Origin of the sequence: Paenibacillus sp. FSL P4-0081 (assembly GCF_000758565.1) — a bacterium.
GTDB classification, from domain to species: domain Bacteria; phylum Bacillota; class Bacilli; order Paenibacillales; family Paenibacillaceae; genus Paenibacillus_AQ; species Paenibacillus_AQ phytohabitans.
Map to the genome: position 1 here is coordinate 3,513,619 of NZ_CP009280.1, position 24,859 is coordinate 3,538,477.

At 51.6% G+C, this 24,859-nt stretch carries 24 protein-coding genes and 1 other annotated feature; of the genes, 21 read left to right on the forward strand and 3 right to left on the reverse strand.

Features of this window, described 5'->3' with window-relative positions:
* The first annotated feature begins 152 nt into the window (after positions 1–152).
* From P40081_RS14875 to P40081_RS14895, 5 genes are all read left to right on the forward strand, one after another.
* The gene (locus P40081_RS14875) at positions 153–629 is read left to right on the forward strand and encodes an NUDIX hydrolase (protein ID WP_042136496.1); all 477 of its coding nucleotides are present in this window, start codon (positions 153–155) and stop codon (positions 627–629) included.
* 26 nt (positions 630–655) lie between these two features.
* On the forward strand, positions 656–1,138 hold the full coding sequence (locus P40081_RS14880) for an NUDIX hydrolase (protein WP_042136497.1): 483 nt from the start codon (positions 656–658) through the stop codon (positions 1,136–1,138).
* Positions 1,139–1,164: 26 nt separating this feature from the next.
* The gene (locus P40081_RS14885; protein ID WP_042136498.1) at positions 1,165–1,935 is read left to right on the forward strand and encodes a creatininase family protein; all 771 of its coding nucleotides are present in this window, start codon (positions 1,165–1,167) and stop codon (positions 1,933–1,935) included.
* Between the two features lie 259 nt (positions 1,936–2,194).
* The gene (locus P40081_RS14890; RefSeq protein ID WP_042136499.1) at positions 2,195–3,010 is read left to right on the forward strand and encodes a helix-turn-helix transcriptional regulator; all 816 of its coding nucleotides are present in this window, start codon (positions 2,195–2,197) and stop codon (positions 3,008–3,010) included.
* 174 nt (positions 3,011–3,184) lie between these two features.
* On the forward strand, positions 3,185–4,135 hold the full coding sequence (locus P40081_RS14895) for an aldo/keto reductase (protein WP_042136500.1): 951 nt from the start codon (positions 3,185–3,187) through the stop codon (positions 4,133–4,135).
* 538 nt (positions 4,136–4,673) lie between these two features.
* On the opposite strand, the gene metG is transcribed toward P40081_RS14895, so the two are convergent.
* On the reverse strand, positions 4,674–6,335 hold the full coding sequence (gene metG / locus P40081_RS14900; RefSeq protein ID WP_042136501.1) for a methionine--tRNA ligase: 1,662 nt from the start codon (positions 6,333–6,335) through the stop codon (positions 4,674–4,676).
* Between the two features lie 116 nt (positions 6,336–6,451).
* Positions 6,452–6,721, reverse strand: a binding site (T-box leader).
* 122 nt (positions 6,722–6,843) lie between these two features.
* On the opposite strand from metG, the gene P40081_RS14905 reads away from it, so the two are divergent.
* The 6 genes from P40081_RS14905 to P40081_RS14925 all read left to right on the forward strand — a co-directional run bounded on the left by P40081_RS14905 (position 6,844) and on the right by P40081_RS14925 (position 10,268).
* Positions 6,844–7,881 carry a site-2 protease family protein gene (locus P40081_RS14905; RefSeq protein ID WP_042136502.1) on the forward strand — a complete coding sequence of 346 codons (1,038 nt, stop codon included), beginning with the start codon at positions 6,844–6,846 and terminating at the stop codon, positions 7,879–7,881.
* Between the two features lie 67 nt (positions 7,882–7,948).
* The gene (locus P40081_RS38515; protein ID WP_144026120.1) at positions 7,949–8,164 is read left to right on the forward strand and encodes a hypothetical protein; all 216 of its coding nucleotides are present in this window, start codon (positions 7,949–7,951) and stop codon (positions 8,162–8,164) included.
* A gap of 122 nt (positions 8,165–8,286) precedes the next feature.
* Positions 8,287–8,730 (forward strand): GNAT family N-acetyltransferase, encoded by a 444-nt coding sequence (locus P40081_RS14910; protein WP_042136503.1) that lies wholly within the window; start codon positions 8,287–8,289, stop codon positions 8,728–8,730.
* Between the two features lie 92 nt (positions 8,731–8,822).
* Positions 8,823–9,059 (forward strand): DUF3892 domain-containing protein, encoded by a 237-nt coding sequence (locus P40081_RS14915; RefSeq protein ID WP_039297904.1) that lies wholly within the window; start codon positions 8,823–8,825, stop codon positions 9,057–9,059.
* Between the two features lie 246 nt (positions 9,060–9,305).
* Entirely contained in the window at positions 9,306–9,860 is a 555-nt protein-coding gene (locus P40081_RS14920; protein ID WP_042136504.1) for a hypothetical protein, read from the forward strand.
* A gap of 84 nt (positions 9,861–9,944) precedes the next feature.
* A complete protein-coding gene (locus P40081_RS14925; protein ID WP_019911532.1) occupies positions 9,945–10,268 on the forward strand; it encodes a DUF1292 domain-containing protein in 324 nt (107 codons plus the stop codon).
* Between the two features lie 118 nt (positions 10,269–10,386).
* On the opposite strand, the gene P40081_RS14930 is transcribed toward P40081_RS14925, so the two are convergent.
* Positions 10,387–11,862, reverse strand: coding sequence for an aminotransferase class I/II-fold pyridoxal phosphate-dependent enzyme (locus P40081_RS14930; protein WP_039297911.1), 1,476 nt, complete (start codon positions 11,860–11,862; stop codon positions 10,387–10,389).
* A 189-nt stretch (positions 11,863–12,051) separates the two neighbouring features.
* Between P40081_RS14930 and P40081_RS14935 the strand changes: the two genes are divergently transcribed.
* The 4 genes from P40081_RS14935 (at position 12,052) to P40081_RS14950 (ending at position 16,635) form a co-directional block, all read left to right on the forward strand.
* Positions 12,052–13,341, forward strand: a complete 1,290-nt coding sequence (locus P40081_RS14935; protein ID WP_042136506.1) for an MFS transporter — start codon at positions 12,052–12,054, stop codon at positions 13,339–13,341.
* A 321-nt stretch (positions 13,342–13,662) separates the two neighbouring features.
* Positions 13,663–14,259: a hypothetical protein gene (locus P40081_RS14940; protein WP_039297913.1), complete on the forward strand. Its 597-nt coding sequence runs from the start codon at positions 13,663–13,665 to the stop codon at positions 14,257–14,259.
* 267 nt (positions 14,260–14,526) lie between these two features.
* Positions 14,527–15,939 (forward strand): NADP-dependent phosphogluconate dehydrogenase, encoded by a 1,413-nt coding sequence (gndA, locus tag P40081_RS14945; protein ID WP_042136508.1) that lies wholly within the window; start codon positions 14,527–14,529, stop codon positions 15,937–15,939.
* A 147-nt stretch (positions 15,940–16,086) separates the two neighbouring features.
* Positions 16,087–16,635 carry a shikimate kinase gene (locus P40081_RS14950; RefSeq protein WP_042136510.1) on the forward strand — a complete coding sequence of 183 codons (549 nt, stop codon included), beginning with the start codon at positions 16,087–16,089 and terminating at the stop codon, positions 16,633–16,635.
* Positions 16,636–16,666: 31 nt separating this feature from the next.
* On the opposite strand, the gene P40081_RS14955 is transcribed toward P40081_RS14950, so the two are convergent.
* Positions 16,667–16,975 (reverse strand): rhodanese-like domain-containing protein, encoded by a 309-nt coding sequence (locus P40081_RS14955; RefSeq protein ID WP_042136512.1) that lies wholly within the window; start codon positions 16,973–16,975, stop codon positions 16,667–16,669.
* A gap of 117 nt (positions 16,976–17,092) precedes the next feature.
* Between P40081_RS14955 and aroA the strand changes: the two genes are divergently transcribed.
* From aroA to ptsP, 6 genes are all read left to right on the forward strand, one after another.
* A complete protein-coding gene (gene aroA / locus P40081_RS14960; protein ID WP_042136513.1) occupies positions 17,093–18,385 on the forward strand; it encodes a 3-phosphoshikimate 1-carboxyvinyltransferase in 1,293 nt (430 codons plus the stop codon).
* Positions 18,373–18,924 carry a GNAT family N-acetyltransferase gene (locus P40081_RS14965; protein ID WP_081969962.1) on the forward strand — a complete coding sequence of 184 codons (552 nt, stop codon included), beginning with the start codon at positions 18,373–18,375 and terminating at the stop codon, positions 18,922–18,924. Before aroA ends, P40081_RS14965 begins: the two co-directional genes overlap by 13 nt.
* Before the next feature lie 167 nt (positions 18,925–19,091).
* A complete protein-coding gene (locus P40081_RS14970; RefSeq protein WP_042136517.1) occupies positions 19,092–19,526 on the forward strand; it encodes a CoA-binding protein in 435 nt (144 codons plus the stop codon).
* A 234-nt stretch (positions 19,527–19,760) separates the two neighbouring features.
* Entirely contained in the window at positions 19,761–20,429 is a 669-nt protein-coding gene (locus tag P40081_RS14975; RefSeq protein WP_042136519.1) for a PDDEXK family nuclease, read from the forward strand.
* A 648-nt stretch (positions 20,430–21,077) separates the two neighbouring features.
* Positions 21,078–22,964 (forward strand): glucose PTS transporter subunit IIA, encoded by a 1,887-nt coding sequence (locus P40081_RS14980; protein ID WP_042136521.1) that lies wholly within the window; start codon positions 21,078–21,080, stop codon positions 22,962–22,964.
* Positions 22,961–24,727 (forward strand): phosphoenolpyruvate--protein phosphotransferase, encoded by a 1,767-nt coding sequence (gene ptsP, locus P40081_RS14985; RefSeq protein WP_042136523.1) that lies wholly within the window; start codon positions 22,961–22,963, stop codon positions 24,725–24,727. The genes P40081_RS14980 and ptsP overlap by 4 nt, the downstream gene beginning before the upstream one ends.
* The last annotated feature ends 132 nt before the right edge of the window (positions 24,728–24,859 follow it).

The window sequence follows — 24,859 nt, forward strand, 5'->3', positions numbered from 1 at the left end:
AAGGTGCAGGTCCCGCTGAATGTGAGCGGGGCTTTTTTGCAGCGAAAAAGTTGAGCGACACAGAAAAGATTTTATAATATAATGATGGCAATTGTCTGGGAATATCTCTCAATCATTCCATTATACATAATGAAGCCGAAGGAGTTCTTCTAATGATCGTAACTTTGCATGAATCTGAAATGCCTGAGGTTAGTCTTAAGTATGTTGTGATTGTCATGAAGCAGGGTGAGGACTGGGTTCTGGTGCGGCACCGCGAGCGGTCCACATGGGAATTTGCCGGAGGACATATTGAAGCAGGAGAGAGTTCTGATGAAGCTGCCGCCAGGGAGTTGTATGAGGAAACAGGCGCTGAGGCGTACAAGTTATACCCTATATGTGTATATTCGGTCAGAAGTGAAGAAGTACCCGCGAACTACGGGATGCTATACTTTGCAGCTGTAGATAAGTTCGGCCCCCTGCCCCCATATGAAATGGAGGAGATTCGCAGATTCAGAGAAATTCCGGAAACGGTTACGTATCCGGGGATATATCCGACGCTAATCGCGAGAGTAACTGAATATATCAAGCAACTGAGCGGAAATGCCAATGAAAGCAGATCTATTGAACAAGTGGAATTTGGTGCGCAATAATCATACCATTGAACGGAGTGATTGCCGTGTCTATGCCTACTCATATTGTGGCGGTCGGCGGGATTGTTGAGAATGGGCAAGGAGAAATTTTGCTGGTCCGAACGTTTCATGGCGGTTGGGTGTTTCCTGGAGGGCAAGTGGAGGCGGGAGAGAATCTGATGGATGCGCTAACCCGTGAAATACAGGAGGAAAGTGGCATCCTCACTGTGGTTGACCAGCTGATCGGCGTGTATTCCAATACGGGGATGTACAAATGGCATGACGGTGTAACCGATGTCCCGACCAAAGTGATGCTGGACTATGTGTGCAGGCCAATCGGCGGGGCATTAGCAACATCGGATGAAACATCGGAGAGCTGTTGGGTCAGCCGGGATAAAGTGCTTGAGATGATTACCAGCCCTGCTATCCGCACCCGTTATGAAGCTTATCTGGCATTTGACGGTACAGTCGCTTATATGGCCTACCAGACCAAGCCCGAATTTACAGTAAGTCTGAGCAGGAAGATATGATGCAGTACCATATAAGGAGATTATAGATGAACGTAGAATATGGGAAATTAACTTTTCTGGAGATTAAGCAAAAAGCAGCCGAAGGCTATATGGCTATTATTCCAACTGGCTGCACGGAGCAGCAGGGGCCGCATGCGACGGTGGATTTTGATATCTGGCTGGCTACCGAGCTGTCTATTGAAGCAGCAACTATGGCAAATTTGAGCTACGGTGTGAAGTCGCTGGTAATTCCGACGATTCCATTTGGTCCAACTCCCGAGCACCGCAATTACGGCTATGGCTACATCGACATCCCGCAGAAGGTATATGAGGATGTGATCTATGCGGTTCTGGTTTCACTGGCTGACCAGGGCTTCAAGCAGCTGGTGATTATGCGCGGCTGCGGCGGACATATGCTGAACCAGGTGGCTGTGAAATTTAATCAGGAGTATGCAGGAAAAGCCAGGGTTCATCTTCCGCATCATCCGTTCCATGGTGTCTGGTGCACACATGCCGATCCGCATATTCCGGGTGGTCATGCTGATAGCTTCACCACATCGCTGGGACTCTATAAACATCCTGAGTGCATCCGTGAGGAGCTGATTGCCAATCCCGGCAGCAGTGAACCGGACTGGGATGATCCCGGACTCGACTTCACCAGGTACTCGGCAACGGGTGTCATAGGTGATCCGACTCATGCCAGTGAAGAATTAGGCCGCAAGCTGTGGAAGGGCTCTGTGGAGGCTATCGCAGCCGAGCTGCAGAAGATTGCTGCGCAGGCTGTTGAAATTACTACGGCTGAAGCTTCCAGGCTGTAATGCAAACATAGGCAAGCAGCAGAGAGACACATGCGAGATAGTTAAGCCCCGTAAGCCTCGTCCATGTTACCGCACCAGCGGCTTGGAGAAGCCAGCGGGGTTATTTCTATTGATCGCGGTGCGAAGCGAAGGGTGTTCTACAGCTTTTTATGCGAGAGATTATGGTATAGCTTCTCAGGTCCGAATTCCGTGTGAGTTTGTGAACGGCAGAGAATAAGGTAGAATAGGGACACCAATTGCTGTGAGAAGAGGTTAGTTTATGAGCGATGAGAATTCGAAGTTTAAGCGGCTTGGAGAGTATCTGAAATCACGCCGGGACCGGCTGCAGCCTGAAGCTGCCGGGCTTAAGGAAACGAACAGCCAGCGCAGAACACCCGGACTACGGCGGGAGGAAGTGGCGATTCTGGCGGGTGTCAGCAGCACCTATTATACGTGGCTGGAGCAAGGCAGAGAAGTTACTGCTTCCAGAGAGATTATGGAGAGTCTCAGCCAGGCCCTGCGCTTGACCCCTGATGAGCGGACGCATCTGTTCGAGCTGTGGAATCCAGGGAACCCAGATACAGTTCCTTCTATTAATACGGTGAGTCCCGGGCTGAATCCGCAGTGGCGGGATATTATCAGCCAGCTGTCTTATCCGTCTTTTATTACGAATGAGCGGTCCGAGGTTCTGGCCTGGAATGATAAGGCGGGTGAAGTTCTTAGCAATTTCGGGAAGCTGCCCGCTTCCGAGCGCATTATGCTCCGTCTATTGTTTCTCGATCAGGGGCTGCGCCGCCGGATGCTGAATTGGGAGGAGTTCGCGCTCTATTCAGTAGCTGTGTTCAGAACCTATTATGACATGCATCTGCACGATCCCTGGTACAAAGACATGGTAGTGAAGCTCTGTGAGGACAGTATGGATTTCGCAGAGATGTGGAAGCTGCACAACATTCAAGGCAAAAAAGTAAATCGCGTAGTCATACAAAGTCTAAGCACAAATCAGTCTGTGACCTATGACATTAACTCCGTTGCGAGTCTGGCCGATCATCCGGGTCTGCATATCTGTATTTATACACCTGTGGTGGCAGAGAGCTGAGAATCGAAAGGAGTCACCTGGACGGCCGGTCTGTTTCTATTTCTGTTCTGTGCTGTTCTGTTACCTGGTAATGATCTTACTAGCATAAACGTACTGTGGCTGCTCCATGGCAGGAAGGTTAGAATAGGGACATATCCGAAGAATCTTTCACCGGGAAAAGAGGGAGACAACCAAATGCAGACAAGAACACTCGGAAACGAAGGGCTGACAGTATCGGCTCTGGGACTAGGAACGATGATGATGCCGGAGAACGAAGAGTCGGTAAAAGTGATCCATGGGGCACTCGACCTGGGAGTAACCCTGCTGGACACAGCAGATATCTATGGAGATTTCGCGCAGCAGCGTTTTGGCAGCAATGAGAGGCTCGTGGGCCGCGCACTTAAGGGTAGACGGGATAAAGCGGTTATTGCGACCAAATTTGGCATTACGCATACTCAGGGCCCCAAGGGTGATCCGGCTTATATCAAAAAATCCGTAGATTCCAGCCTATACCATCTCGGTATGGATTATATTGATCTGTATTATCAGCACCGTCCTGATCCGAACACACCTATCGAGGAGACTATAGGCACGCTGGCTGAACTGGTCAAGGAAGGGAAGATCCGCTACATTGGCTTATCGGAAGCTTCACCTGAGCTGATACGCCGCGCACATGCGGTACATCCCCTTACGGCACTGCAGACAGAATATTCGCTCTGGAGCCGGGAGGTGGAGGATGAAATACTGCCGCTGGTCAAAGAACTGGGCATCGGATTCGTTCCTTATAGTCCGCTGGGCCGCGGATTTCTGACCGGTCAGATTAAAAGCTTCGACGACCTGCCGCCGGACGATTACCGCCGTAGCTACCCGCGGTTCCAGGGAGCGAATTTCGCCAGGAATCTCGAAGTGGTCTCGCTGATCGGGCAGATGGCAGCCGAGAAGGACTGTGCTCCTTCGCAGCTTGCGCTGGCCTGGCTGCTTGAGCAGGGTGAGCAATTTGTGCCGATCCCGGGAACAAAGCGGCTGGATCGGGTGCAAGAGAATCTCGGCGCGTTGCAGGTAGTATTGTCAGCGGATGATCTGGCCCGGATCGAGCGGATCTCCCCGCAGGGTGTTGCAGCCGGAGGGCGCTTTCCCGGCCATTAAGGGCTGAAGGGTTAAGAATTGCAGCAGCATCAGCTACGCATTGAAATCCAAAAGCGTTCTTATCTGCACCGCTTGTTTTGTAAGCGGTGCGGATAAGGATGCTTTTTTGAGTTGCGCCGGCATATCACCAGTGTTCGGAATCTTGTGAAAACGGAAATAGGTAACAAGTAAAAGGTAGTAGGTAGCAGGTGACAGGTAGCAGGTGACGGGTGATAGGTGACAGGCGACTGACGACAGGCGACAGGTGACAGGTGACAGGTGACAGGTGACGAGTAACAGGTAGCAGGTTTACTGGAGCAAGTGTTCATCGCAAAAGTGAAGCGGACTGAGAGGACCCTATTTCCCGAAAAAGCCGCATTTTGAGGCTGCAACGGACTGAGTGCGTTATTTTGTTCATCCGGCCCCAAAATGAGGGGCGGCCGGGCATATAAGAGATTCTCAGTCCGATTGACCCGGGAATCTGCCTGATTTGCAGGAATAGAGGAATCTCAGTCCGCCTCATCAGCCAGCTGACGAGGGGATGATGAAGTTTTCCGCCTCAGCGCTGCAAGCTCTTAAGCCGCTCGGTCTCCTCCTCAATCCGCGCCACATCAATCCGTTCGAACAATAATTCCAGCCCCTGCACCCGCTGATGCGCCGGAACGGCTACCGGCTGCCAGACAGGCTGTTCAAGGGCCAGAAACCCCCTGATCTTGCCGCAGGAGAATGGAATGAACGGGTTCAACAGGTTGGATAGATTAGCAATGATTTGTACACAGGTATACAGCGTGCTGGCACAGGCGGCGGGGTCATTCTTAATCTGCAGCCACGGCTGCTGCTGATCGAAATATTTGTTGGCCTGGCGGATATGGGTGAAGACATGCTCGAGCGCTTCTTTGAAGCTGCCCCCCTCAATAAGTCTCCCGGTCTCACTGTACAATGTATTAATGCTGCCGGCCCATGCGGCATCCAGTGTGCCCTCAGGCACCTCGCCATTCCAGAACTTATTCACGAATACCAGACTGCGGTTGACGAAATTACCGAAGGCACCCAGCAGCTCGCTGTTATGGCTGTAGATGAATTCTCTCCACGAGAAGTCGGCATCCCGTTTCTCAGGACCGTTCGCCGTCAGGAAATACCGGATGGAGTCCGGATCGTAGCGGCAGAGAATATCCGGCACCCAGACGGCCCAGTTACGGCTTGTGGAGAATTTCTCCCCTTCGAGAGTCATGTATTCACAGGAGAAGATACGGTCCGGCAGATGAAGGTCTCCAGCACCCAGCAGCAGAGCCGGCCAGATCAGGCTGTGAAAAGGCACATTATCCTTGCCATGCACATAATAGGCTGTAATGGGAGGGTACCCGGCGTCCTTGTTCTCAGTGGATTCAAGCCAGAAATCCTCCCAGCGGTTGCCAGTCCCGGCAGCCCACTGCTTGCTGGCGGACAGATAGCCGCTGACCGCTTCAATCCACACATAGATTTTTTTGTCCGTGAAGCCATCTACAGGAACATCTACCCCCCAATCCAGATCCCGCGTTGCGGCGCGGTCCTGCAGTCCTTCCTGCAGATATCTGCGGGTTAAACGCACAGCATTGTCTCTCCAGCCCTGCGCAGAATCCACATAATCTGAGAGTGCGCATTGGAAGCTGGACAGTGACAAATAATAATGCAGGGTGGAACGCAGCACCGGCGGGGTTCCGCAGATTTTGCAGGTACGCTCCAGCAGGTCAACCGGGTCGAGTATCGTAGAACAGTAATCACATTGGTCACCCCGGGCCTGCTGTCCGCAGACCGGGCAGATTCCCTCTACATAGCGGTCCGGCAAGTAGCGCTGATCCTGCTCACAGTAGCATTGGAGCGTAGACTTCTGGTACAGATGGCCGTTATCCAGCAGCTTAAGGAACAGCTCCTGCACCACACTGTGGTGATGCTCCTGATCGGTCCGGGTGTATAAGTCATAGGTGAATCCAAGCGAACGGAAGCAATCTGTGAATTCCTGATGATATCTGCTGGCGAATTCACCAGGGGATACACCTTCCTGCGCCGCCTGCACAGCGACGGGAGTGCCATGGCAGTCACTGCCGGAGACATACAGCACAGCGTCGCCTTTGGCACGGTGATAGCGGGCCAGGATATCTCCCGGTAGAATACTCGCAAGCCTGCCCAGATGCAGGGAGCCATTGGCATACGGCCAAGCCCCTCCGATAAAAATGTTTGTCATGTCATTGTCCTCCTATAAGTTTTGTTGACAGATGTTTCCTTGAAACGGATTCGGACAAAACCCGTTTCGGAAAACATGTTTAGATTTCTAAGCGCACAAAAAAGACTCTCATCCCCAAAAGGGACGAGAGCCTGTGCTCACGTGTTACCACCCAAATTCATCAATGCCTTGCGGCATCCACCTCTTCAGGTACGTCCGCATAAGCCTGCGGGTATACCCTAGCATGGTAACGGATGCGGGTTCCGGCGCAGCCTACGTCCCGTTTATGCGGGCTTCGATGCGCAGCTCTGAGACCATATTCCCGTGGGTTTTCTCTGCTCCTTTTCAGCGGCCGGAGCTCTCTGTGAAAGAATTGCCAAGGTACTCTTTCTCTTCATAGCTATTGTGGTTATCCTAATTACTGGATATCATATATGCAGGTGATGGCTTATGTCAACACCAGATATAGAGATAAAGGAGAATGAGACTTTTGCCGGAAAAATAGCAGGAAAAGAAAAGCTCAGGCATAATGGGATGGCTTGGTAGCGCGGGAGTACTGCTGCTGCTGAAGGGCAAAACCATTCTGTCTCTGCTTAAGCTGGGGAAGATTGCGGGACCGCTGATTTCGATGATGGTGTCTATCTGGGCCTATGCACTGATCTCACCATGGCAATTTGCAGTGGGCTTCGTTGCCTTATTATTCGATCATGAGATAGGCCATGTTATCGCTGCCAAGCGGATCGGGCTGCCGGTGAGCGCACCGCTGTTTGTTCCTTTTATGGGCGCATTAATTACGATGAAGAAACAACCGCTGGATGCCAGAGAGGAAGCCTACGTTGCTTTTGGAGGTCCCATTCTGGGGAGCATTGGCGCGGCCGCCGTCTTCGGAGCAGCTTATTACTATCACAGCCCGCTGCTGTATTCACTGGCTTATGTCGGATTCTTTATAAACCTGATCAACCTGCTGCCAATTCATCCGCTGGATGGGGGAAGAATTGCAACTGCGGTTACCCGGTGGTTATGGCTGGTGGGTCTGGTTGGAGGTCTGGCTGTGATCATCTATCTGAAATCTATTCTGTTCGGTATTATCTGGCTGTTATTTGCCTATGACATGTACAAGAAATATATCAGCCGGCGCACGAAGAATCAGATGCATGCCGTATTGAAGAGCTTCCTGATACCGATTGAAGATTTGCAGGATCAAGGGTATCTGATTCCCGGACCTGAGCACAAAAGGGAACTGCCTTTTACCACCTACAGTGATTTGAACCGCCAGCAATATCTTGGTGTCCGCTGGGACAATCTGGACTACTACGGTACAACGACTATGCCTGTGCAGTCCATTATCGATAAAGTCCGGATCGTACAGCTGGACCAGCTGTATGTGGATGCTAAGCTGCAGCTGAAGATGCAGTGTGAGATCAGTTTTACAGTGTTTGATAATGATAAATATTATGATGTGCCGGCCGCGTTACGCTGGAGATATGGTATTGCTTATTTTGTACTCGCAGGCTTTCTCGGCGGCATGATGTACCTTGTGCATATCGTTGGCAATGTAAATCTGTAAGAAATCGTTTATGAAGCCCCTGATTCGTCAAAGCTGTATAGAGCCAAGAAGAACAGGGGGTACAATTATGCGCAGGTCAATAGTGTGGAGCGGGGTCATTGGAGTATGTGTGATGCTGGGGACGGCCGGATGTGCGGCTGGCGGTGAGTCTCCCGGGTATACGGGGATTCATAAGATGAACGGGCTGGATGGCAGACTGGATACACCGGATAGTCTTATATCACCGGTTATGCAGGATGTGTACGACCGTTCGATTCCGGAAGAGGTGTATTCCATTCAGTAGTCCGGCGGAAGCGGCTTATCCGTCTTCCCTATCCCTGAAGACCAGAGGCTCTATACAGGATATTAAAAATTCTGTATAATGGCTCAATGTTGATTGGACCTATAGAGAGGGGCTAGAGGAGAATGGCAGTGGAAATCGTACATGTCACTACAGAGGAGCAGCTCCAGATGGCGCTTGCGATCCGCAATAAGGTATTTGTGGAGGAACAGAAGGTGCCGGCCGAAGAGGAGATTGATGAATATGATGTGATCGGTGACAACGCGCATCATTTCCTGCTTAAGGACAACGGGGAGCCGGCAGCTACCGGAAGACTGATTTATTACAAGGCAGAGACCGCTAAAATGCAGCGGATTGCTGTTCACGAGCATTACCGGTCCAAGGGTTTCGGACGGATTTTGCTGCTCGCTATGGAGGGGCATGCCCGTGAACTCGGCCTGGTAGCCTCTATTCTCGACGCCCAGTGTCATGCAGAAGCCTTTTACAGCAAACTGGGCTATGAAGTAATTTCCCCGGAGCCCTTCTATGATGCCGGTATTCTTCACGTGAGAATGCAGAAAACGCTGTAATCAGCCCGGGTACATACTCTTTCGATTCTATGGACAAGCTATCTGTGAGCCAGATTGATGGCTAATCCCAGGCGCGAAGGAGAAGATCCTAAGTGATGAACAACGAACGTGAACGCTTTATTGCAGCCCAAAGAAACGGTGATGGTGATCTGACCAAGTTCCAGACCTCTTCCGGCCGTGTGCTGGATTATCAGCAGGCACTTCAGGAGGTTCAGTCCGGGAGTATTGCCGGAGTCAACGCATTCAAAGGGAAAGACGGCGAAATGTATATTCGCGGCGATGCAGATGGGGATCCTACCAACAATCTGGATCAGCTTCCGCAATTTTAACCAGGCATAGATAACAGGATGAAACGGCCGGGCAAGCATCTATTTTGATGCTAATGTCCGGCTTTTTTTGTTTTGTGGGGAGGGCACATTTCCCTGAAATTCCATAGATTCCATACCGAAACCGGTTGCATAATGATGCATGTTTCTTTTCTACTGCAAAAAGAAATAATTCCCTGAATTCTGCGCAACTTGTCGAAGGGTTGGTAGTATACATTAACAGCATGAATTATTTGGAGGGGCTCTACAATGAGATGGAAAAAAATTGCTCTATGCGTGGTTGTGTTTTCCATGATGGGAAGCTCATATTTGTTCGCTGACGCTGTAAACCAGAAAATCAAAGTGTGGAGCAATGGAAAGGAAATAGCCGATGGGGGCTATTTGATTGACGGCAAGGCCTATATCCCTGCGAGAGAAGCGGGAGGTGTCGTCAGCTGGGACGGTTCAGGCAAAGTGACGATCCTCAAGCCTAATGTGCATATTGTGCTGTTCAAGGGCGATACGGTATTCGGCAATGTAAATACAGGCAAGCTGAAGATGAAGATCCTTACCCAGGTTGACAGCCTGAAGGACAGCGTCTCAGCTGTGAAGGTGTCAATCACCGATCCGTCAGGGAATGTGAAGGATATTCTGGAGGATGCCGGCGGCTCGAAGAATGAGGACTTCTGGTTCTCCACCCCGGAATTCACCTATGATTTCAAAGAATCCGGCAAATACAGTGTAGGGTTCTTCATCAAGTCATCCAAGAGCGGAGATTACGTTCTTGTGTCAGAAAAGGTGGTTACGGCTTCGGCCAAGAATTAACCGGGGTCTGCAAATTGACCTGAACTTATCTTACGTGTTACGATACCAAATGTAGGATAATTCAATTTAAAGTGAGGTATTTCAATGAGCGATCACAAACATGAGCATGGCCATGAACATGGTGAAGCATGCGGTTGCGGACATGATCACGACCATGAGCACGAGGAGTTTGTGCTGACCTTGACGAACGAGCAGGGCGAAGATGTAGAAATGGTGCTGGTAGAAACGTTTGACGTAGGCGAGAAGTTATACGCACTGCTGCTCGAGCGCGAAAACCCTGAAGCAGACGGCATCATTCTGCGTATGGAAGAAGAAGACGAAGAAATGGTTCTCTACAACATTGAAGATGAAGCTGAATGGAAAGCTGTTGAAGAAGCTTACAACGAGCTGCTGGCCCAGCAAGAATAGATTTCAGTGAATCAAGTACTTAGGCTTACTGTCTTGGACAAGACAGCACCGCCTAATACCAAAACCCCGATACTGTAACAGTATCGGGGTTTTGTATTGCTGCAGGGACCTGAGCCGATTAAGAAATCGGCTCAGCCTCTACAATTACTTTGATGTTGGTGATGCTGCGGTCCTCAGGGCCTTTGACCGGCAGGCCGATTTCCACATGGTCGATGATATAGTCAATGTTATCTTGGGTAATAACTTCACCAGGGAGAAGAATCGGGATGCCCGGCGGATAAACATAGATGAATTCTGCAATAATGTAGCCTGCAGACTCCCGGAAGGGAACCAGCTGTGTATCGGCGTAGAAGGCATCTCTCGGAATCAGGGCCAGCTGCGGAATATTCGGCACCTGCACCTTCATCTCATAGATCTCACCTTTGCTGTAATGGATCGCTGAGAGCACGCGCAGAGCGGCTAACAACTTATCTACCGATTCCTGGGTATCTCCAGGGGTAATCAGGCAAAGAATATTATACATGTCGCTGAGTTCTACTTCGATGTTATACTTCTGACGCAGCCAGTTCTCGGTTTCGTATCCGGTAATGCCCAGATGGCGGACGTGAATGTTAAGCTTGGTCGGGTCGAGATTAAAGGTTGCCTCTGTACCGAGAATTTCTTTGCCGAAGCTGTACAAGCCTTCAATGCTGTTAATAGCGTCCCGGGCATAGTTGGATAAGGCGATGGTTCTGGAGGCCATCTCATGGCCGTTTAGCGCCAGGTTGCGTCTGGAGGTATCCAGAGAAGCAAGCAGAATATATGATGTTGAAGTTGTGGTCAGCATGCTGAGAATGGTTTGTACCCGCTGAGGGTTAACAAGACCTGTCTTGGCATTGAGATTCAGTACCGAGCTCTGCGTCATGGAGCCGCCCAGTTTATGCACGCTGGTTGCTGCCATATCCGCACCGGCCTGCATGGCCGATACCGGTAATTCCTCATGAAAATGAATCAATACTCCATGTGCCTCGTCCACAAGTACGGGAACCCCGTAACTGTGGGCCAGGTCGACAATCGAACGCAGGTCGGCGCACACGCCAAAATACGTCGGATTGATAACGAGGACACCTTTGGCATCCGGATGGCGCCTCAAAGCCCGTTCGAGCGAGCTTGTGGTTATGCCGTGGTCTATCCCAAGATTCTCATCCTGTACAGGAGAGACGAAAATAGGCTTGGCTCCGGAGAAAATAATGGCCGACATCACTGATTTGTGAATATTGCGCGGCACAATAATTTTATCTCCTTCTGAGCAGACAGAGAGGATCATAGTCATGATGGCATTGCTCGTGCCTTGTACACTGAAATACGTGTAATCGGCGCCGAAGGCCTCTGCAGCCAGCTTCTGAGCTTCAAGAATAACCCCGGTGGGCTGATGAAGGTCATCAAGCGGTGCAATATTGATCAAATCTATGGATAGAGCGTTATCGCCGATAAACTCACGGAATTCGGCATCGGTCCCTAGCCCCTTCTTATGTCCCGGAATATGAAATTGAACTGGGTTTCCGGCGGCATGCTTTTTGAGAGCTGTGAAGAGGGGAGTTACATGTTGATCCATTTAATGCTGTCACAACCTTTCGCGAAGAGTCGATTTTTCAAAATATAAGGAAGTATTAGTTTACACTAAACTTCATCCTTATATTTCTCGCTGAAACGGATACCGTCCATTTGAGGACGGACTAGCCATTTCTGCTTGAGCAAGCATCAGTATAACAAATCAATCAACATAATACTAGGATGTGATGAAATGTCTGGCAAAGTAGCGCAGCGTATGCATATCAATTTGGCCTCACCGTTCATTGTGGAGATGTGGGTCATTATTTTTCTGGTCGAATTCGTCAAAGGATCGCTGCTGGTAGCCCTGCTTCCAGTCTACATGGAGAATATTCTGGGCCTGTCGGTGACGGTGGTCGGCTTCGCCTTTGCCCTGCAGTATCTGGGAGATAATCTGTTCCGCAGCCCGTTCGGCTGGGTGATGGAGCGGATTGGCTACCGCTGGACGATGACAGGTGCGCTGCTGCTGATTCTGGTGGCTGTCGGAATGATTATCTATGCCAAAGATGCAACCACATTGTCTATTGCCTGTCTAGTCCTGGGCATCGGAACTTCGCCGCTATGGCCTTGTACTATGACCGGGATTACCGAACTTGCCGGTTCTACGGAAAGCGGCAGCAGCGGGGCGGCTATGGGTGCTGTGGAGATGGCGTCGCTGGCCGGTACCGGGATTGGCCCGATTATCGTCAATTTCATGATGGACCATGGCGGACAGAGCTACCGTACAGTATTCCTGGTGCTGATGGGCTTCGCCGCTGCCGTAGTGGCTGTAGCACTGCTGCTGCCTTCTAGAATTGGCGGCCATGCGCCTCATGTCGTCCGTGAGATGAATCCCGAAGGGACTGCAGTGCCGCGCACGCCGCTGCGGCCGCTGCAGAGCCTGAAGCGGACCTGGCATCAGGTCAGAACTTCCCTGAAGGTAAGCCGGCTGCTCTTCCCGGCGCTGTTCCTGCAGGCTTTTGCCATCGGGCTCATGACCCCGGTGGTTACTTTGTTCGCCCGCTCCGAGCTGCATGTGACGCCTAACCAGTTCAGCCTGCTGCTGATTGCCGGCGGGGGCATCACGGTGCTGGCGCTGATTCCGGCGGGCAAGCTGGTTGATAAAATCGGGACATCGGTCTTCCTCAACATCGGCTTCCTGCTGGCAGCCTGTTCCCTGGCGTTCTTCTCGCAGGTCCGCTGGCTGCCGCTGGCCTTCGTTGCCGTGGCGCTGGTCGGAATAAGCTATGCGCTTATTCTGCCGGCATGGAATGCCTTCCTGGCCAAGCAGGTTCCCAAGGGAGAGCGGGGGACGGTCTGGGGCCTGTTCCTGACGCTGCAGGGCTCGGGAATGGTTGCAGGTCCCGTGTTGTCCGGCAAGCTGTGGGATTCCGTCAGCCATAGTGCGCCTTTTCTGGCCAGTGCAGGTGTAATGGTCCTGCTCTTCGGCCTGCATTTGCTGATTGTCCACCGGACGAAGCTGAAGCAAGGAAGCGCGCATTAAGTGCTGCTTATATTAAAGTATTAGGAAATACTAAAGCCGCAGACAGACCGGTAAACCCGGCTGCCTGCGGCTTTTATATATTTATTTTGCACAATAGACCGGGGAATGACTTCAAAAGTAGGGTCTGGCGTTTGGAAAAGGCGGAAAGCGGGTAAAAATAGTCAATAAACCAAGTTACCGCTACATAAAATGAAGTATAAAATAAGTGTAAGACGAAGGCAAAATGATGGGGCGTATGTGGAGGTCCGGCAGTCAGTTCTACTTCTAAAGTTAGGCCATGAAACTGGCTATGCTGTAACCAAGCAGTTAGGGGGGAGTGCCGTGAACAAAAATGACGAAGTGGAGTACTGCAATCTGGAGCTCCGGTTTGACAGACAACATATCCAGGACTTGATCAAGGATCTGATAAAGGAAGGCTATTCCCTTTACTGGAGTGAGAATGAGAATGTTTTTCTTATTTCGGTGCGCACCGGACGCAAGCTTGTGAAGCTGCGCTTCCAGCGGATTAAGGATGGCTTCAAGCTGGTGGGAGATTATATGATCCGTGATGCGCGCCTGGCTGAATGGATGGAGAAGCTGATTGGTGATATGCGCGGCCATGCCGTAGTCAAACGTTTCCGCGACCGCCAGATTATTATTGAGAATATTCTTTTCGGCGAAGTGATCCGACTGGTGGAGATTTCCGGATATCAGCAGCGTGTGCTGTATCAGAAAGGTCCGCTGCTATCCGACCAGGAACTGACGAAACTGTTCTACTCTATTGAAGGCGAGGAGCGGATCCGTGACCGCCGGCTGGAGGTTGATGAGCAGCTGGACCGGCTGAGTGAAGCCATGCGCAATAAGGATTCTGCAGAGGTGGAGGCTTGCACGGCCAGGCTGAACATTCTGACCAGGGAGCTTGCCGCGCTTGAATGGTGAAATTGAATGAATTATCTTCTGTTCAAGGCATCCCGCTATGGGGTGCCTTGAACTTTGTAATGCAAGTTGCGTGCAGGGGTTCACTTCTGCGCTCAAAACCGTTAAAATAGTCATTGTGAGCAATTTCCCTGATTCTTAGGACTTTGTCAATGAAATTGATCTCTCTTTCGCAGGCGGAACTTTGCTGTCTCTGACAAAGGGTGGTATTCTTATACTGCGAGAAATGGATTTCACAAAAAATACAGGGTGCAAAGGGTGGAGAACCAGATGTCAAAACAACAAATCGGCGTCATTGGCTTGGCGGTAATGGGCAAAAATTTGGCTCTTAACATCGAGAGCAAAGGCTTTAGCGTATCCGTGTTTAACCGTTCCCCGGAGAAGACACATGATCTGGTCGCAGAAGCAGCAGGCAAGAACCTGGTAGGTACTTTCTCAGTCGAAGAGTTTGTACAATCCCTGGAAGTGCCGCGCAAAATCCTGATTATGGTTCAGGCGGGCAAAGCAACCGATGCTACCATTGAGCAGCTGCTGCCGTTCTTGGATCAGGGCGATATTATTATCGATGGCGGTAACGCTTATTTCCCTGACACTGTTCGCCGCAGCAAATATCTTGAGGACAAAGGCTTCCGTTTCGTAGGTACTGGCGTATCCGGCGGCGAAGAAGGCGCACTGAAAGGTCCTTCCATTATGCCTGGAGGTCAGGAAAGCGCGTATAAGCTGGTTGAACCTATTCTTACGGCTATTTCTGCCAAAGTGGACGGAGAGCCTTGCTGTACATATATCGGACCGGACGGTGCCGGGCACTATGTAAAAATGGTGCATAACGGCATTGAGTACGGCGACATGCAGCTGATCGGCGAAGCGTACCATTTGCTGAAAGATGTGCTGGGCCTGGATGCCAAGGAACTGCACAACACCTTCGCAGAGTGGAACAGCGGCGAGCTGGACAGCTACCTGATCGAAATTACTAAGGATATCTTCGCGCAGTATGACGAAGAAACCGGCAAACCCATGGTAGACGTCATTCTTGATGCTGCCGGACAAAAGGGTACCGGCAAATGGACAAGCCAAAGTTCGCTGGATCTCGGCGTGCCACTGTCCATGATCACCGAATCCGTATTCTCCCGCTTCCTGTCTGCAATGAAGGAAGAACGCATTGAAGCCAGCAAAGTGCTGAGCGGTCCTGCTGCTGTAGCCTTCGATGGTGACAAGGCTGAATTCATCGAGAACGTGCGTAAAGCATTGTTCGCCAGCAAAATCGTATCGTATGCACAAGGCTTCGCACAGCTGCGTGTAGCTTCTGATGAATACGGCTGGGATCTGAAATATGGTGAACTGGCCAAGATCTGGCGCGGCGGCTGCATTATCCGCTCCCGGTTCCTGCAGAACATCACGGATGCCTATGCCAATAATGCAGACCTGAAGAACCTGCTGCTTGATCCGTTCTTCAAGGATGTTATGGATAACTACCAATCCGCATGGCGCAAAGTTATTGCTTCGGCCGTAACCCTGGGTATTCCGGTTCCAGGCTTCTCCAGTGCGCTTGCTTATTATGACAGCTACCGCACTGAACGCCTTCCGGCGAACCTGCTGCAGGCACAACGCGATTATTTCGGCGCCCACACCTTCAAACGCGTGGACAAAGAAGGGGTGTTCCACCACAACTGGCTGGCTGAGTAATTGTAACCGCCCAGCTTAGGCTATAGAGAGCCCGAAATGCTTTTCGCTTCCTGCGGAGAGCTTTCGGGCTTTTTTGCACCTCTGCTGCATTGTGCAAACTTTTCACCCTGTGTTATGATATGACAAATGTCGCGGTTGGAGGTAGTTATGGCTGGGGATCAGGAAGAACGGCAGAATATACGGGAAATAACAGAGAACAGAAATATCATACTCGTCGGAATGATGGCTACGGGGAAGTCAACGGTAGGCGCTATGCTGGCTGAGGAGCTTGGATATGAACTGGTTGATCTGGATGCAGTGATTACGGAGAGTGAAGGCCGGAGTATTGCGGAGATTTTTGCCGCAGGCGGCGAAGAGGCTTTCCGGAAGATTGAATCGGCCGTACTGAAGCGGATGCTGCAGGGTGAGCGCAGAATTATCTCTACAGGTGGAGGCGCAGTGCTGGCACCCGGTAATGCGGAGGTTATGCTCGAGCAGGGGCTTGTTGTGGCGCTTACAGCCACTGAGGAAGCGATTATCGCCCGTGTCAGCGGGGATGAGAACCGGCCGCTGCTCGCCGGCAATGCCGAAGAACGGGTCCGCGCTATTATGGAGCAGCGTAGGGAGGCTTACCGTTTCGCGCACTGCACGGTCGATACAACGGAGCTGAATGTGGCCGAAGTCTCACAATATATTTTAATGCATTACCGCGCTTGAGCTTTTAAGTGTGTTTGCGTTCGTGCTTAGACTAGGCTTGTCCGGTTTCATTCCATTCAATCATGCCGCCGCTCAGATTCGAGCCCTTAATGCCGAATTGCTGCAGATATTCGCAGACACGCTGGCTGCGGTTGCCGGAACGGCAAATGAAGATGATCTCAGTATCAGCCGGAAGCTCATCAGTCTGCTGCGGGATCTGGCCCATTGGGATATGCTGCGCACCGGGAATCATGCCGAAGGCAACCTCATCATCTTCGCGGACGTCGATCAGAACAAGCTCTTCGCCTGAAGCGAGCCGCTCACGCAGTTCCTGTGGTGTAATCTGTGGGATTTCATTCATGGTTGTACCCTCTTTTCTGTCCTAATAGAATGTATCAATGATAACACAACTGCGGATTACCCTGTCAAACGGGGCCGTACATACAGAAACTATATTACTTTAAGGAGCGCTTAGATTATGGACGTTATTGTTAGGCCAACGCCGGCACTGCAAGGAGAATTCGGAGCTCTGTCATCCAAAAATTACACAACACGCTACCTGCTGGTAGCTGCCCTGTCGGAAGGAGTCAGCACGATTTATCATCCCGCGCACAGTGAGGACAGCGATGCCATCCGCAGATGTATCGCCGATCTCGGGGCTGTACTGACCGAAGATGAGGAGAAGATTGTAGTTCAGGGGTTCGGGCGTCACCCGCGTGATGTCAAAGAGCTGAATGTCGGGAATGCCGGCGCCGTGCTGCGTTTCCTGATGGCGGTTGCCGCGCTCAGCCCGGAGGTCACTTTCGTGAATACGTATCCGGATTCACTAGGCAAACGCCCGCATGATGACCTGATTCAGGCGCTGGGCCAGCTTGGTGTAGAGGTGGAGCATAATAATGGAAGGCTGCCGATCACTATTCGCGGCGGTAAACCGCAGGGCGGACGGATTACCGTATCCGGTGCTGTAAGCTCACAGTATCTTAGTGCGCTGTTGTTCCTCACACCGCTGTTAGAGGAAGACAGTGAAATTATTGTACTGGATGATCTGAAATCCAAAGTGGTCATTGGCCAGACACTTGAAGTCATGGAGCAGGCAGGCATTACTGTACATGCTGCTGACGATTACATGTCCTTCAAGGTGCCGGGTAGGCAGGCTTATGCGGCCAAGTCATATACGGTTCAGGGGGATTACCCGGGTTCGGCAGCCGTACTTGCTGCCGCAGCGGTGACGAAGTCGGATGTGACGATTCACCGTCTGGCTGAGAAGAGCAAGCAGGGGGAACGGGCGATTGTTGATGTGCTGCGGATGATGGAAGTGCCGCTCACGCATGAGAATGGTACCGTGCATGTGCAGGGCAACGGTATTCTGAAGGCAGTAGAATTCGATGGTGATGCAGCTACGGACGCTGTGCTGGCCATGGTGGCCGCTGCCGTATTTGCTGAAGGAACCTCACGCTTCTACAACGTTGAGAATTTGCGATATAAGGAATGCGACCGCATTACCGACTACCTGGCCGAGCTGACCCGTGCTGGTGCGAAGGTGGAGGAGCGCCGTGACGAGATCATTGTCCATGGCACGCCCGAGGGTGTTGAAGGCGGCGTAACCATTAACGCGCATTATGATCACCGTGTAATTATGGCGCTTACTGTAGTGGGCCTCAGAGCCCGTCAGCCGCTGCGGATCAAGGATGCCCATCATGTCGCGAAATCTTACCCGCAATACTTCGATCACCTGCGTTCGCTGGGCGCGAATGTGGAATGGGTAGAATAACAAAGGTGGGTCCGTTAAATATCAATCCGCTCAAGGAGGATGATATTTCTCCGGTATCGGATCTTTATAGGCTTGCGATTACGGATGCTTTTGAAAGCGACGGACTGGGTCACCTGCAGGGTGACATTCAGCAGGAGATTGAATCCAAGATACGAATGGCAGCAGCGTCTCTTAATCCGCTGAATTCAGACATCTGGTTCTGGGTCGCGAGAATTGACGGTAGGGTTGTCGGCACCATTTCTTATGCTCCATGCGGAGAAGACATCAGGGTCTGCACCGGGAATCAGCTTGATGCTGTAGGCGAGCTGGGCAGTCTGTATGTTTTGCCTGAATATCAGGGGCAAGGGATTGGGTCGGCTTTGATTGCAATGCTCATGGTATTTCTCCGGGAGCAGGGTATTGATCGGTTCTGCCTGGACAGCGGCTACAGACGTGCACAAACCAGGTGGCTGCGGAAATTCGGAGAACCCTATGTGATAGTTAAGGATTATTGGGGTCCGGATTCTGTCCATATGGTCTGGCTGTGTACGGTAAGCTGAGGGTTCTGCCGCACTAACGGCACCGCATCTCCGGCCGCACGGCTTCAAACCGGCCTGTTTAAGAATGGATTCGGCCGTTGCGGGAGTCATGTGAATTTGGAACTTGGTACGCTCCGCTGTATGATGTATTTATAACGAACATCTAACCACGGGAAGGGGAAATACACATGAGCTTTGAGAATCCAAGCAGGGAAGAAATCGGAGATATTCTGGCTGGAGCAGGCAATATTGCCGTAGTTGGCCTATCTGACAAAACGGACCGCACCTCGTATATGGTCGCAGGCGCTATGCAGAGCCGGGGGTACCGGATTATTCCGGTCAATCCATCGGTAGACGGGGAGATCCTGGGTGAGAAATGCTATCACACGCTGGCGGAAATTCCTGAGCCGGTGGATATTGTGAATGTATTCCGCCGCAGTGAATACTGCGCGGCAGTAGCGCAGGAAGCCGCAGATATCGGAGCGCGCGTGCTCTGGCTGCAGCAGGGCATCATCAGCCAGGAGGCGGCGGACATCGCCGCTGAACACGGCATGATCGCCATCATGGACCGCTGCATCAAGGTGGAAGAGGCGATTACGATGAAGGGCCGGAGCCGGGGGTAAGTGCTCGGTTGCAGCCGGATGAAAGAGCTCATAGGGGAGCCGGAGTAAGCTCCGGCTTCTGGTTTTCATAATCCGGAATGCTGGAACGGTGCGAAGCCTTGGAATCCGAATGTTGCTCATGCAGAATATAGATTTTATTGATTGCGATTGCTATACTTGAAACAGACGAAGAACGTCCTTTACTCCATTTCATGGGGGAAGGGCGTTTTTTTTATTTTACAGGAGGTCATTCATATGGACTTTGAACAGGCACATTGCACGTTTATTGAGATGCATACTAATGAAAGAGCTGGTGAACGGCGGGGGAGGCTGGTGCGTGGACACAACTATGCGGAGAAACTGTTTTTACAGAATGTATGGTGGCCGTTGTTTGAGTCGCTGGAGCATCTGCATCCGGAATACGAAGTGTATGACTGGAACCGCAAGTCGCAATTTTTGGATTTTGCTTTTCTGCCTGCAAGCGGCCGTCGTTTCGGAATTGAATGCGATGGTTTTCAGAGTCATGTTAAAGACGTGGACCGCGAAAAATTCAGCTATGCACTTAACAGGGATACCTTCTTAACGGGAATGGGCTGGAAAATGCTGCATTTCTCATTCGACGATATCCGGCAGCGTCCGGAGGTATGCCGGATGCTGCTGCAGCTGGCGTTGGCACCTTATTTAGCCCGGAGTACAGCCGCTCAGCATTTGATTTCTGAAGAGATGGATGTGTTAAGACTGGCATGGCGGATTGCACGGCCGCTTCGTCCCAAGGATGTGACTGAATATTTACACATCAATTTCCGGACGGCGCGCAAGCTGCTGATTGCCTTGAGCGATAAAGGACTGCTTAAACCTGTATTTTCAAAGGAACGGGTGCGGTACTACGAGGTTAGCACAATGCGGTCCGATATCGTATGGTGACTTCAGAACACTCAGAACACTCAGAACACTCAGAACACTCAGAACACTCAGAACACTCAGAACACCCTTCCTTTGCGTGACAACTAGTAATGTTTCAGATTAAGGTTGCGCCAATGACAGCTGATCAATGCTGAAGTTCCTACTTTTACTGCTAAAGTTTTTAGGCCATCCGGTGTAGTAGGAGATAAGTGTATTTAGTACAACTAAAATGTGCTCTACAAGGGGTTTTTCAGGAATAACTGCACTTCGTACAATTAAAAAACAGATTTTTGCGATTTAAGCGGAATTGAACCTGAATAGTTGTACAGAATGCAATTAAAATAAAATATAAGATCTCCTAGTCAATTATAGTTGTACAAACTACACTTATTCAGTCGCAGGAGTCGCAGGAGTCGCAGGAGTCGCAGGAGTCGCAGGAGTCGCAGGAGTCGCAGGAGTCGCAGGAGTCGCAGGAGTCGCAGGAGTCGCAGGAGTCGCAGGAGTCCTGCGACTGACCTGCATTGCAGAGGATAGTTTGTGTCAGGTAAAAGTATCCTGGTAATCGCCCCCGAGCCAGGCTATCCTTGCTGTGTTTGTTTACACGTATTCTTTTGACAAAAACTGCTGCAGCGCTTACCATTCAATATAGAAAGAAAGGAGAGGGTCACCTTGAATTGGCTCGGATCTTTGCAGCAGTTAGGCAGAGCCATTATGCTTCCTACCATGGTGCTTCCGGCGGCGGCCATCCTGCTGAGTCTGGGCAGCTTACCGTGGTCTGCATGGGGACTTTCTTCGGTATCCGAAGTGACGACATACGCTGGGCAAGGAATATTCTATTTCATGCCTTATTTGTTTGCTGTCGGTGTGGCGTGGGGATTGTCCAATCAGGCCGGACCTGCCGGACTGGCAGCGCTCGCAGGGATGTTCACTTATGACCGGATTGTTTCCAACATGGGAGACGGGGCTGTACAGCCTGCAACATTAATTGGTATTATCCTTGGGATTGTAGCCGGCGTAGCGCATAACCGGTTTAAGAATATCAAACTGCCGGAGGCGATCCAGTTTTTCGGAGGGTCGCGTTTTGTACTGCTCTTTATGGGTTTGTTCTCGGCGCTGTTCGCCTGGGTGATGCTCGGCGTATCACCGCTGCTCCAACAGCTGCTGAATGATCTCTTCCGGGTCGTGCAGGTTACCGGCGGATATGGAGTATTTGTCTACGGGGTATTATACAGGGTGCTGACGGCCTTTGGCCTGCATCATATTCTCAATAATGTATTCTGGTTTCAGCTGGGCTCCTTCACGACGCCTGACGGAAGTGCAGTCGTGCAAGGGGATTTGCCGCGTTTTTTTGCCGGTGACCCTACAGCGGGGATCTTCATGGCCGGGCTGTTCCCGATCATGATGTTTGCCTTGCCGGCGATTGCCTTCGCGATTATCCAGGAAGCGCGTGAGGACCTCAAGCCAAAGATCAAGAAGACTTTTTTGCGTGCCGCTTTGGTCTGCTTTCTGACCGGGGTGTCGGAGCAGATTGAGTTCGCCTTCCTGTTTGCTTCACCCTATTTGTTCGCGCTGCATGTAGTCATGTCCGGCCTTGCCATGGTACTGACCTACTCGCTCGGCATTCATCACGGGTTCTCGTATTCGGCAGGTGCGATCGATTTCTTCCTCAATCTGCATCTGTCCCAGCGGGCCTGGCTGCTGATTCCGATCGGGATCGGCTATGGCATCGTCTACTATAATGTGTTCCGCTGGGCGATACGCCGCTTCCAGATTCCTACACCGGGCCGCGAAGAAGGGTCCGAGCTAGGGGACTGGGCGGGGAATATACCTTATCAGGCTCCGCTGATTCTGGAGGCGCTGGGCGGCAAAGAGAATATCGTACAGGTACAGGCCTGCATCACCCGGCTAAGATTAACTGTGCATAACGACCGTTTGATAGATACAGGAGCACTCAAGGGGCTTGGCTCCGCAGGCATTATCAAGCTGGGCGGCGGCAACGTGCAGGTCGTCTTCGGCACATACTCGGAGCTGATCCGCGAAGAGATTGACAAGCTGATGCTGCGCGATTTGCCGCAGGTGCTGTTCAGCTCGCCCATCCAGGGCCGGATGATGCCAATCGAAGAGGTGCCGGATCATATTTTCGCCGCGAAGCTGGTCGGGGACGGAGTAGCCTTTTTCCCGGAAAAAGGAGAGCTGGTCTCGCCCGTATTCGGCAAGGTGATGCATGTATACCCTACAATGCACGCAGTGGGTATTTCTACACCCGAAGGGCTTGAGGTGCTTATGCATATAGGGATTGATACTTCGCAGCTTAAAGGGCCGTTTGAGGCGCTTGTACAAGAGGGTGACAGCGTGGAGCCCGGGCAGCTGCTGGTCAGATTTGATCTGGCTTTCTTGAAGGAGCATGCCGCTTCACTCGCTACACCTATGGTCATTACCAATCCGGACCGCGTAAAATCCTGGAGCTATGCTCCATTTAAAAATGTTAAAAAGGGGCAGTCGTCAGTCATGTCCGTTGTTCTACACGAAAGTAATGTTGGAGGGATCGAAGCATGATACAAGGCATAGGCGCCGCAGCAGGTGTTGCCATCGGGAAGGCCTTTGTCTTGCCGAACTGGGAATGGAGTCTGCCGGACACTCAGGTGAATCCGGTGGATCTGGCTAAGGAGTTTGAACGTTTATACGAAGGGATCCGCACCTCCAAGGATGAGATCGAATTTATCAAAAGAGAATTCCGGGAGGTCGTCGGGCCGGAGGAATCGAGTATTTTTGATGCCCATCTGGCGATCCTGGACGACCCTGTGTTCATGAGCGAAATCCGCGGCATTATCGAACGCCAGTATAAAGCGGCCGAGGTGGCGGTTAAGGAAGCCATTGACCATTTTGTAGCTATGTTCGATCTGCTGGACGATGAGTATATGAAGGAGCGGGCGGTGGATATCAAGGATGTCGGCAACCGTCTGCTGAAGCATCTGCTGGGTGCGCCGGAAGTTACCCTTCCGTCCGATACACAGCCTTATATTCTTGTGGCGAAGGAGCTCTCTCCGTCCCAGCTGGCGCATTTGAACCCGGCCTATGTGCTGGGCATTGTCACGATGATGGGCGGCAAGACTTCGCATTCCTCCATCATGGCCCGGGCGCTCGGCATTCCGCTGGTCGCGGGCCTGGAGAACAAAATCATTACCCCCATTCAGACCGGGGACATGCTGGTGCTCGACGGGGAGACCGGAGCAGTGATGCTCCATCCGGATGAGTCCACCGTGCGGGATTTCACCTCCAGACGTGCCAAGCAGCTCAAAAAGCGGGAACAGCTGGAGCTGCTCGCTACCGTTGAAGCTTTCACCAAAGACGGCGTATCTCTTCGTCTGGCCGGCAATATCAGCTCTGTGAAGGAGCTCAATATGGCGCTGAAATATGGAGCCGAAGGTGTGGGACTGTTCCGTACGGAGTTTCTGTATATGGACCGTAATACGTTCCCGACGGAAGATGAACAGTTTGAAGTCTATAAGCTTGTAGCTGAAAAAGTCGGCAAGGAGTCTGTAGTCATCCGCACTCTGGATATCGGAGGAGACAAGCATCTGGATTACTTCCAGCTGCCGGAGGAGCAGAATCCGTTCCTCGGCTACCGCGCGATCCGCATCAGTCTGGACCGCAAGGACATGTTCAAGACGCAAATGACGGCAATTCTACGGGCCAGCCATTACGGCAATGTCCGGATGATGTTCCCGATGATCTCCTCCGTAGAAGAGGTTCAGGCTGCCAAAGCCGTGCTGGAGGAAGTGAAAAGCGAGCTGGACAGCCGTGGGATTCCATATGACCGCAAGCTGCCTGTGGGCATTATGATTGAGGTACCAGCCGCTGTTATGATTGCCGATCTGCTGGCGGAGGAAGTGGATTTCTTCAGTATCGGCACGAATGATCTGGTGCAGTACGTACTCGCTGTGGACCGGATGAATGAGCAGATTGCCCATATGTATCATCCCTACCATCCGGCAGTGCTGCGCATGATCAAGATGACCGTGGATGCGGCCCGCAGCGTAGGGATCGATGTCAGTGTGTGCGGTGAGATGGCCGCAGATGAACGGTCATTACCGCTCTGGCTGGAGCTCGGAATCAGTGTGCTGAGCATGTCGCCTCAGGCGCTGCTTAAGGTGAAGCACCGTACCCTGAACACGCTGGCTTCCGAAGCCAGAGAAGTTGCTAAGCTCTGCTTCCGTAACCGGACCAGCTCGGAGACAGAGGAGCAGCTGAGTGCCTTTGCAGGGCGCAGCGGAATTACGCTGGGTGCAGGCGGGGATTCCAAAGAAAAAACGTCATAACCATTAACGGGCACACATAATGAGCTTATCTAATATAAAGTCCGGCGTGGTGGTCAACCCATACACGCCGGGCTTTTTGCTGTGAATCACAGCTGTTACAGACTCCTCAAAGAGAGAATTTCTAACCCGTTT

What these genes read in the sequence shown, in the direction of transcription:
- P40081_RS14930 (WP_039297911.1), bottom strand. Translation starts at nt 11,862, where the DNA reads ATGGATCAACATGTAACTCCCCTCTTCACAGCTCTCAAAAAGCATGCC.
- P40081_RS14955 (WP_042136512.1), bottom strand. Translation starts at nt 16,975, where the DNA reads ATGAATGAAATCCCACAGATTACACCACAGGAACTGCGTGAGCGGCTC.
- P40081_RS14890 (WP_042136499.1), top strand. Translation starts at nt 2,195, where the DNA reads ATGAGCGATGAGAATTCGAAGTTTAAGCGGCTTGGAGAGTATCTGAAA.
- P40081_RS14935 (WP_042136506.1), top strand. Translation starts at nt 12,052, where the DNA reads ATGTCTGGCAAAGTAGCGCAGCGTATGCATATCAATTTGGCCTCACCG.
- P40081_RS14895 (WP_042136500.1), top strand. Translation starts at nt 3,185, where the DNA reads ATGCAGACAAGAACACTCGGAAACGAAGGGCTGACAGTATCGGCTCTG.
- P40081_RS14975 (WP_042136519.1), top strand. Translation starts at nt 19,761, where the DNA reads ATGGACTTTGAACAGGCACATTGCACGTTTATTGAGATGCATACTAAT.
- ptsP (WP_042136523.1), top strand. Translation starts at nt 22,961, where the DNA reads ATGATACAAGGCATAGGCGCCGCAGCAGGTGTTGCCATCGGGAAGGCC.
- P40081_RS14970 (WP_042136517.1), top strand. Translation starts at nt 19,092, where the DNA reads ATGAGCTTTGAGAATCCAAGCAGGGAAGAAATCGGAGATATTCTGGCT.
- aroA (WP_042136513.1), top strand. Translation starts at nt 17,093, where the DNA reads ATGGACGTTATTGTTAGGCCAACGCCGGCACTGCAAGGAGAATTCGGA.
- P40081_RS14920 (WP_042136504.1), top strand. Translation starts at nt 9,306, where the DNA reads ATGAGATGGAAAAAAATTGCTCTATGCGTGGTTGTGTTTTCCATGATG.
- P40081_RS14910 (WP_042136503.1), top strand. Translation starts at nt 8,287, where the DNA reads ATGGCAGTGGAAATCGTACATGTCACTACAGAGGAGCAGCTCCAGATG.
- P40081_RS14885 (WP_042136498.1), top strand. Translation starts at nt 1,165, where the DNA reads ATGAACGTAGAATATGGGAAATTAACTTTTCTGGAGATTAAGCAAAAA.
- metG (WP_042136501.1), bottom strand. Translation starts at nt 6,335, where the DNA reads ATGACAAACATTTTTATCGGAGGGGCTTGGCCGTATGCCAATGGCTCC.
- gndA (WP_042136508.1), top strand. Translation starts at nt 14,527, where the DNA reads ATGTCAAAACAACAAATCGGCGTCATTGGCTTGGCGGTAATGGGCAAA.
- P40081_RS14875 (WP_042136496.1), top strand. Translation starts at nt 153, where the DNA reads ATGATCGTAACTTTGCATGAATCTGAAATGCCTGAGGTTAGTCTTAAG.
- P40081_RS14965 (WP_081969962.1), top strand. Translation starts at nt 18,373, where the DNA reads ATGGGTAGAATAACAAAGGTGGGTCCGTTAAATATCAATCCGCTCAAG.
- P40081_RS14925 (WP_019911532.1), top strand. Translation starts at nt 9,945, where the DNA reads ATGAGCGATCACAAACATGAGCATGGCCATGAACATGGTGAAGCATGC.
- P40081_RS38515 (WP_144026120.1), top strand. Translation starts at nt 7,949, where the DNA reads ATGCGCAGGTCAATAGTGTGGAGCGGGGTCATTGGAGTATGTGTGATG.
- P40081_RS14950 (WP_042136510.1), top strand. Translation starts at nt 16,087, where the DNA reads ATGGCTGGGGATCAGGAAGAACGGCAGAATATACGGGAAATAACAGAG.
- P40081_RS14905 (WP_042136502.1), top strand. Translation starts at nt 6,844, where the DNA reads ATGGGATGGCTTGGTAGCGCGGGAGTACTGCTGCTGCTGAAGGGCAAA.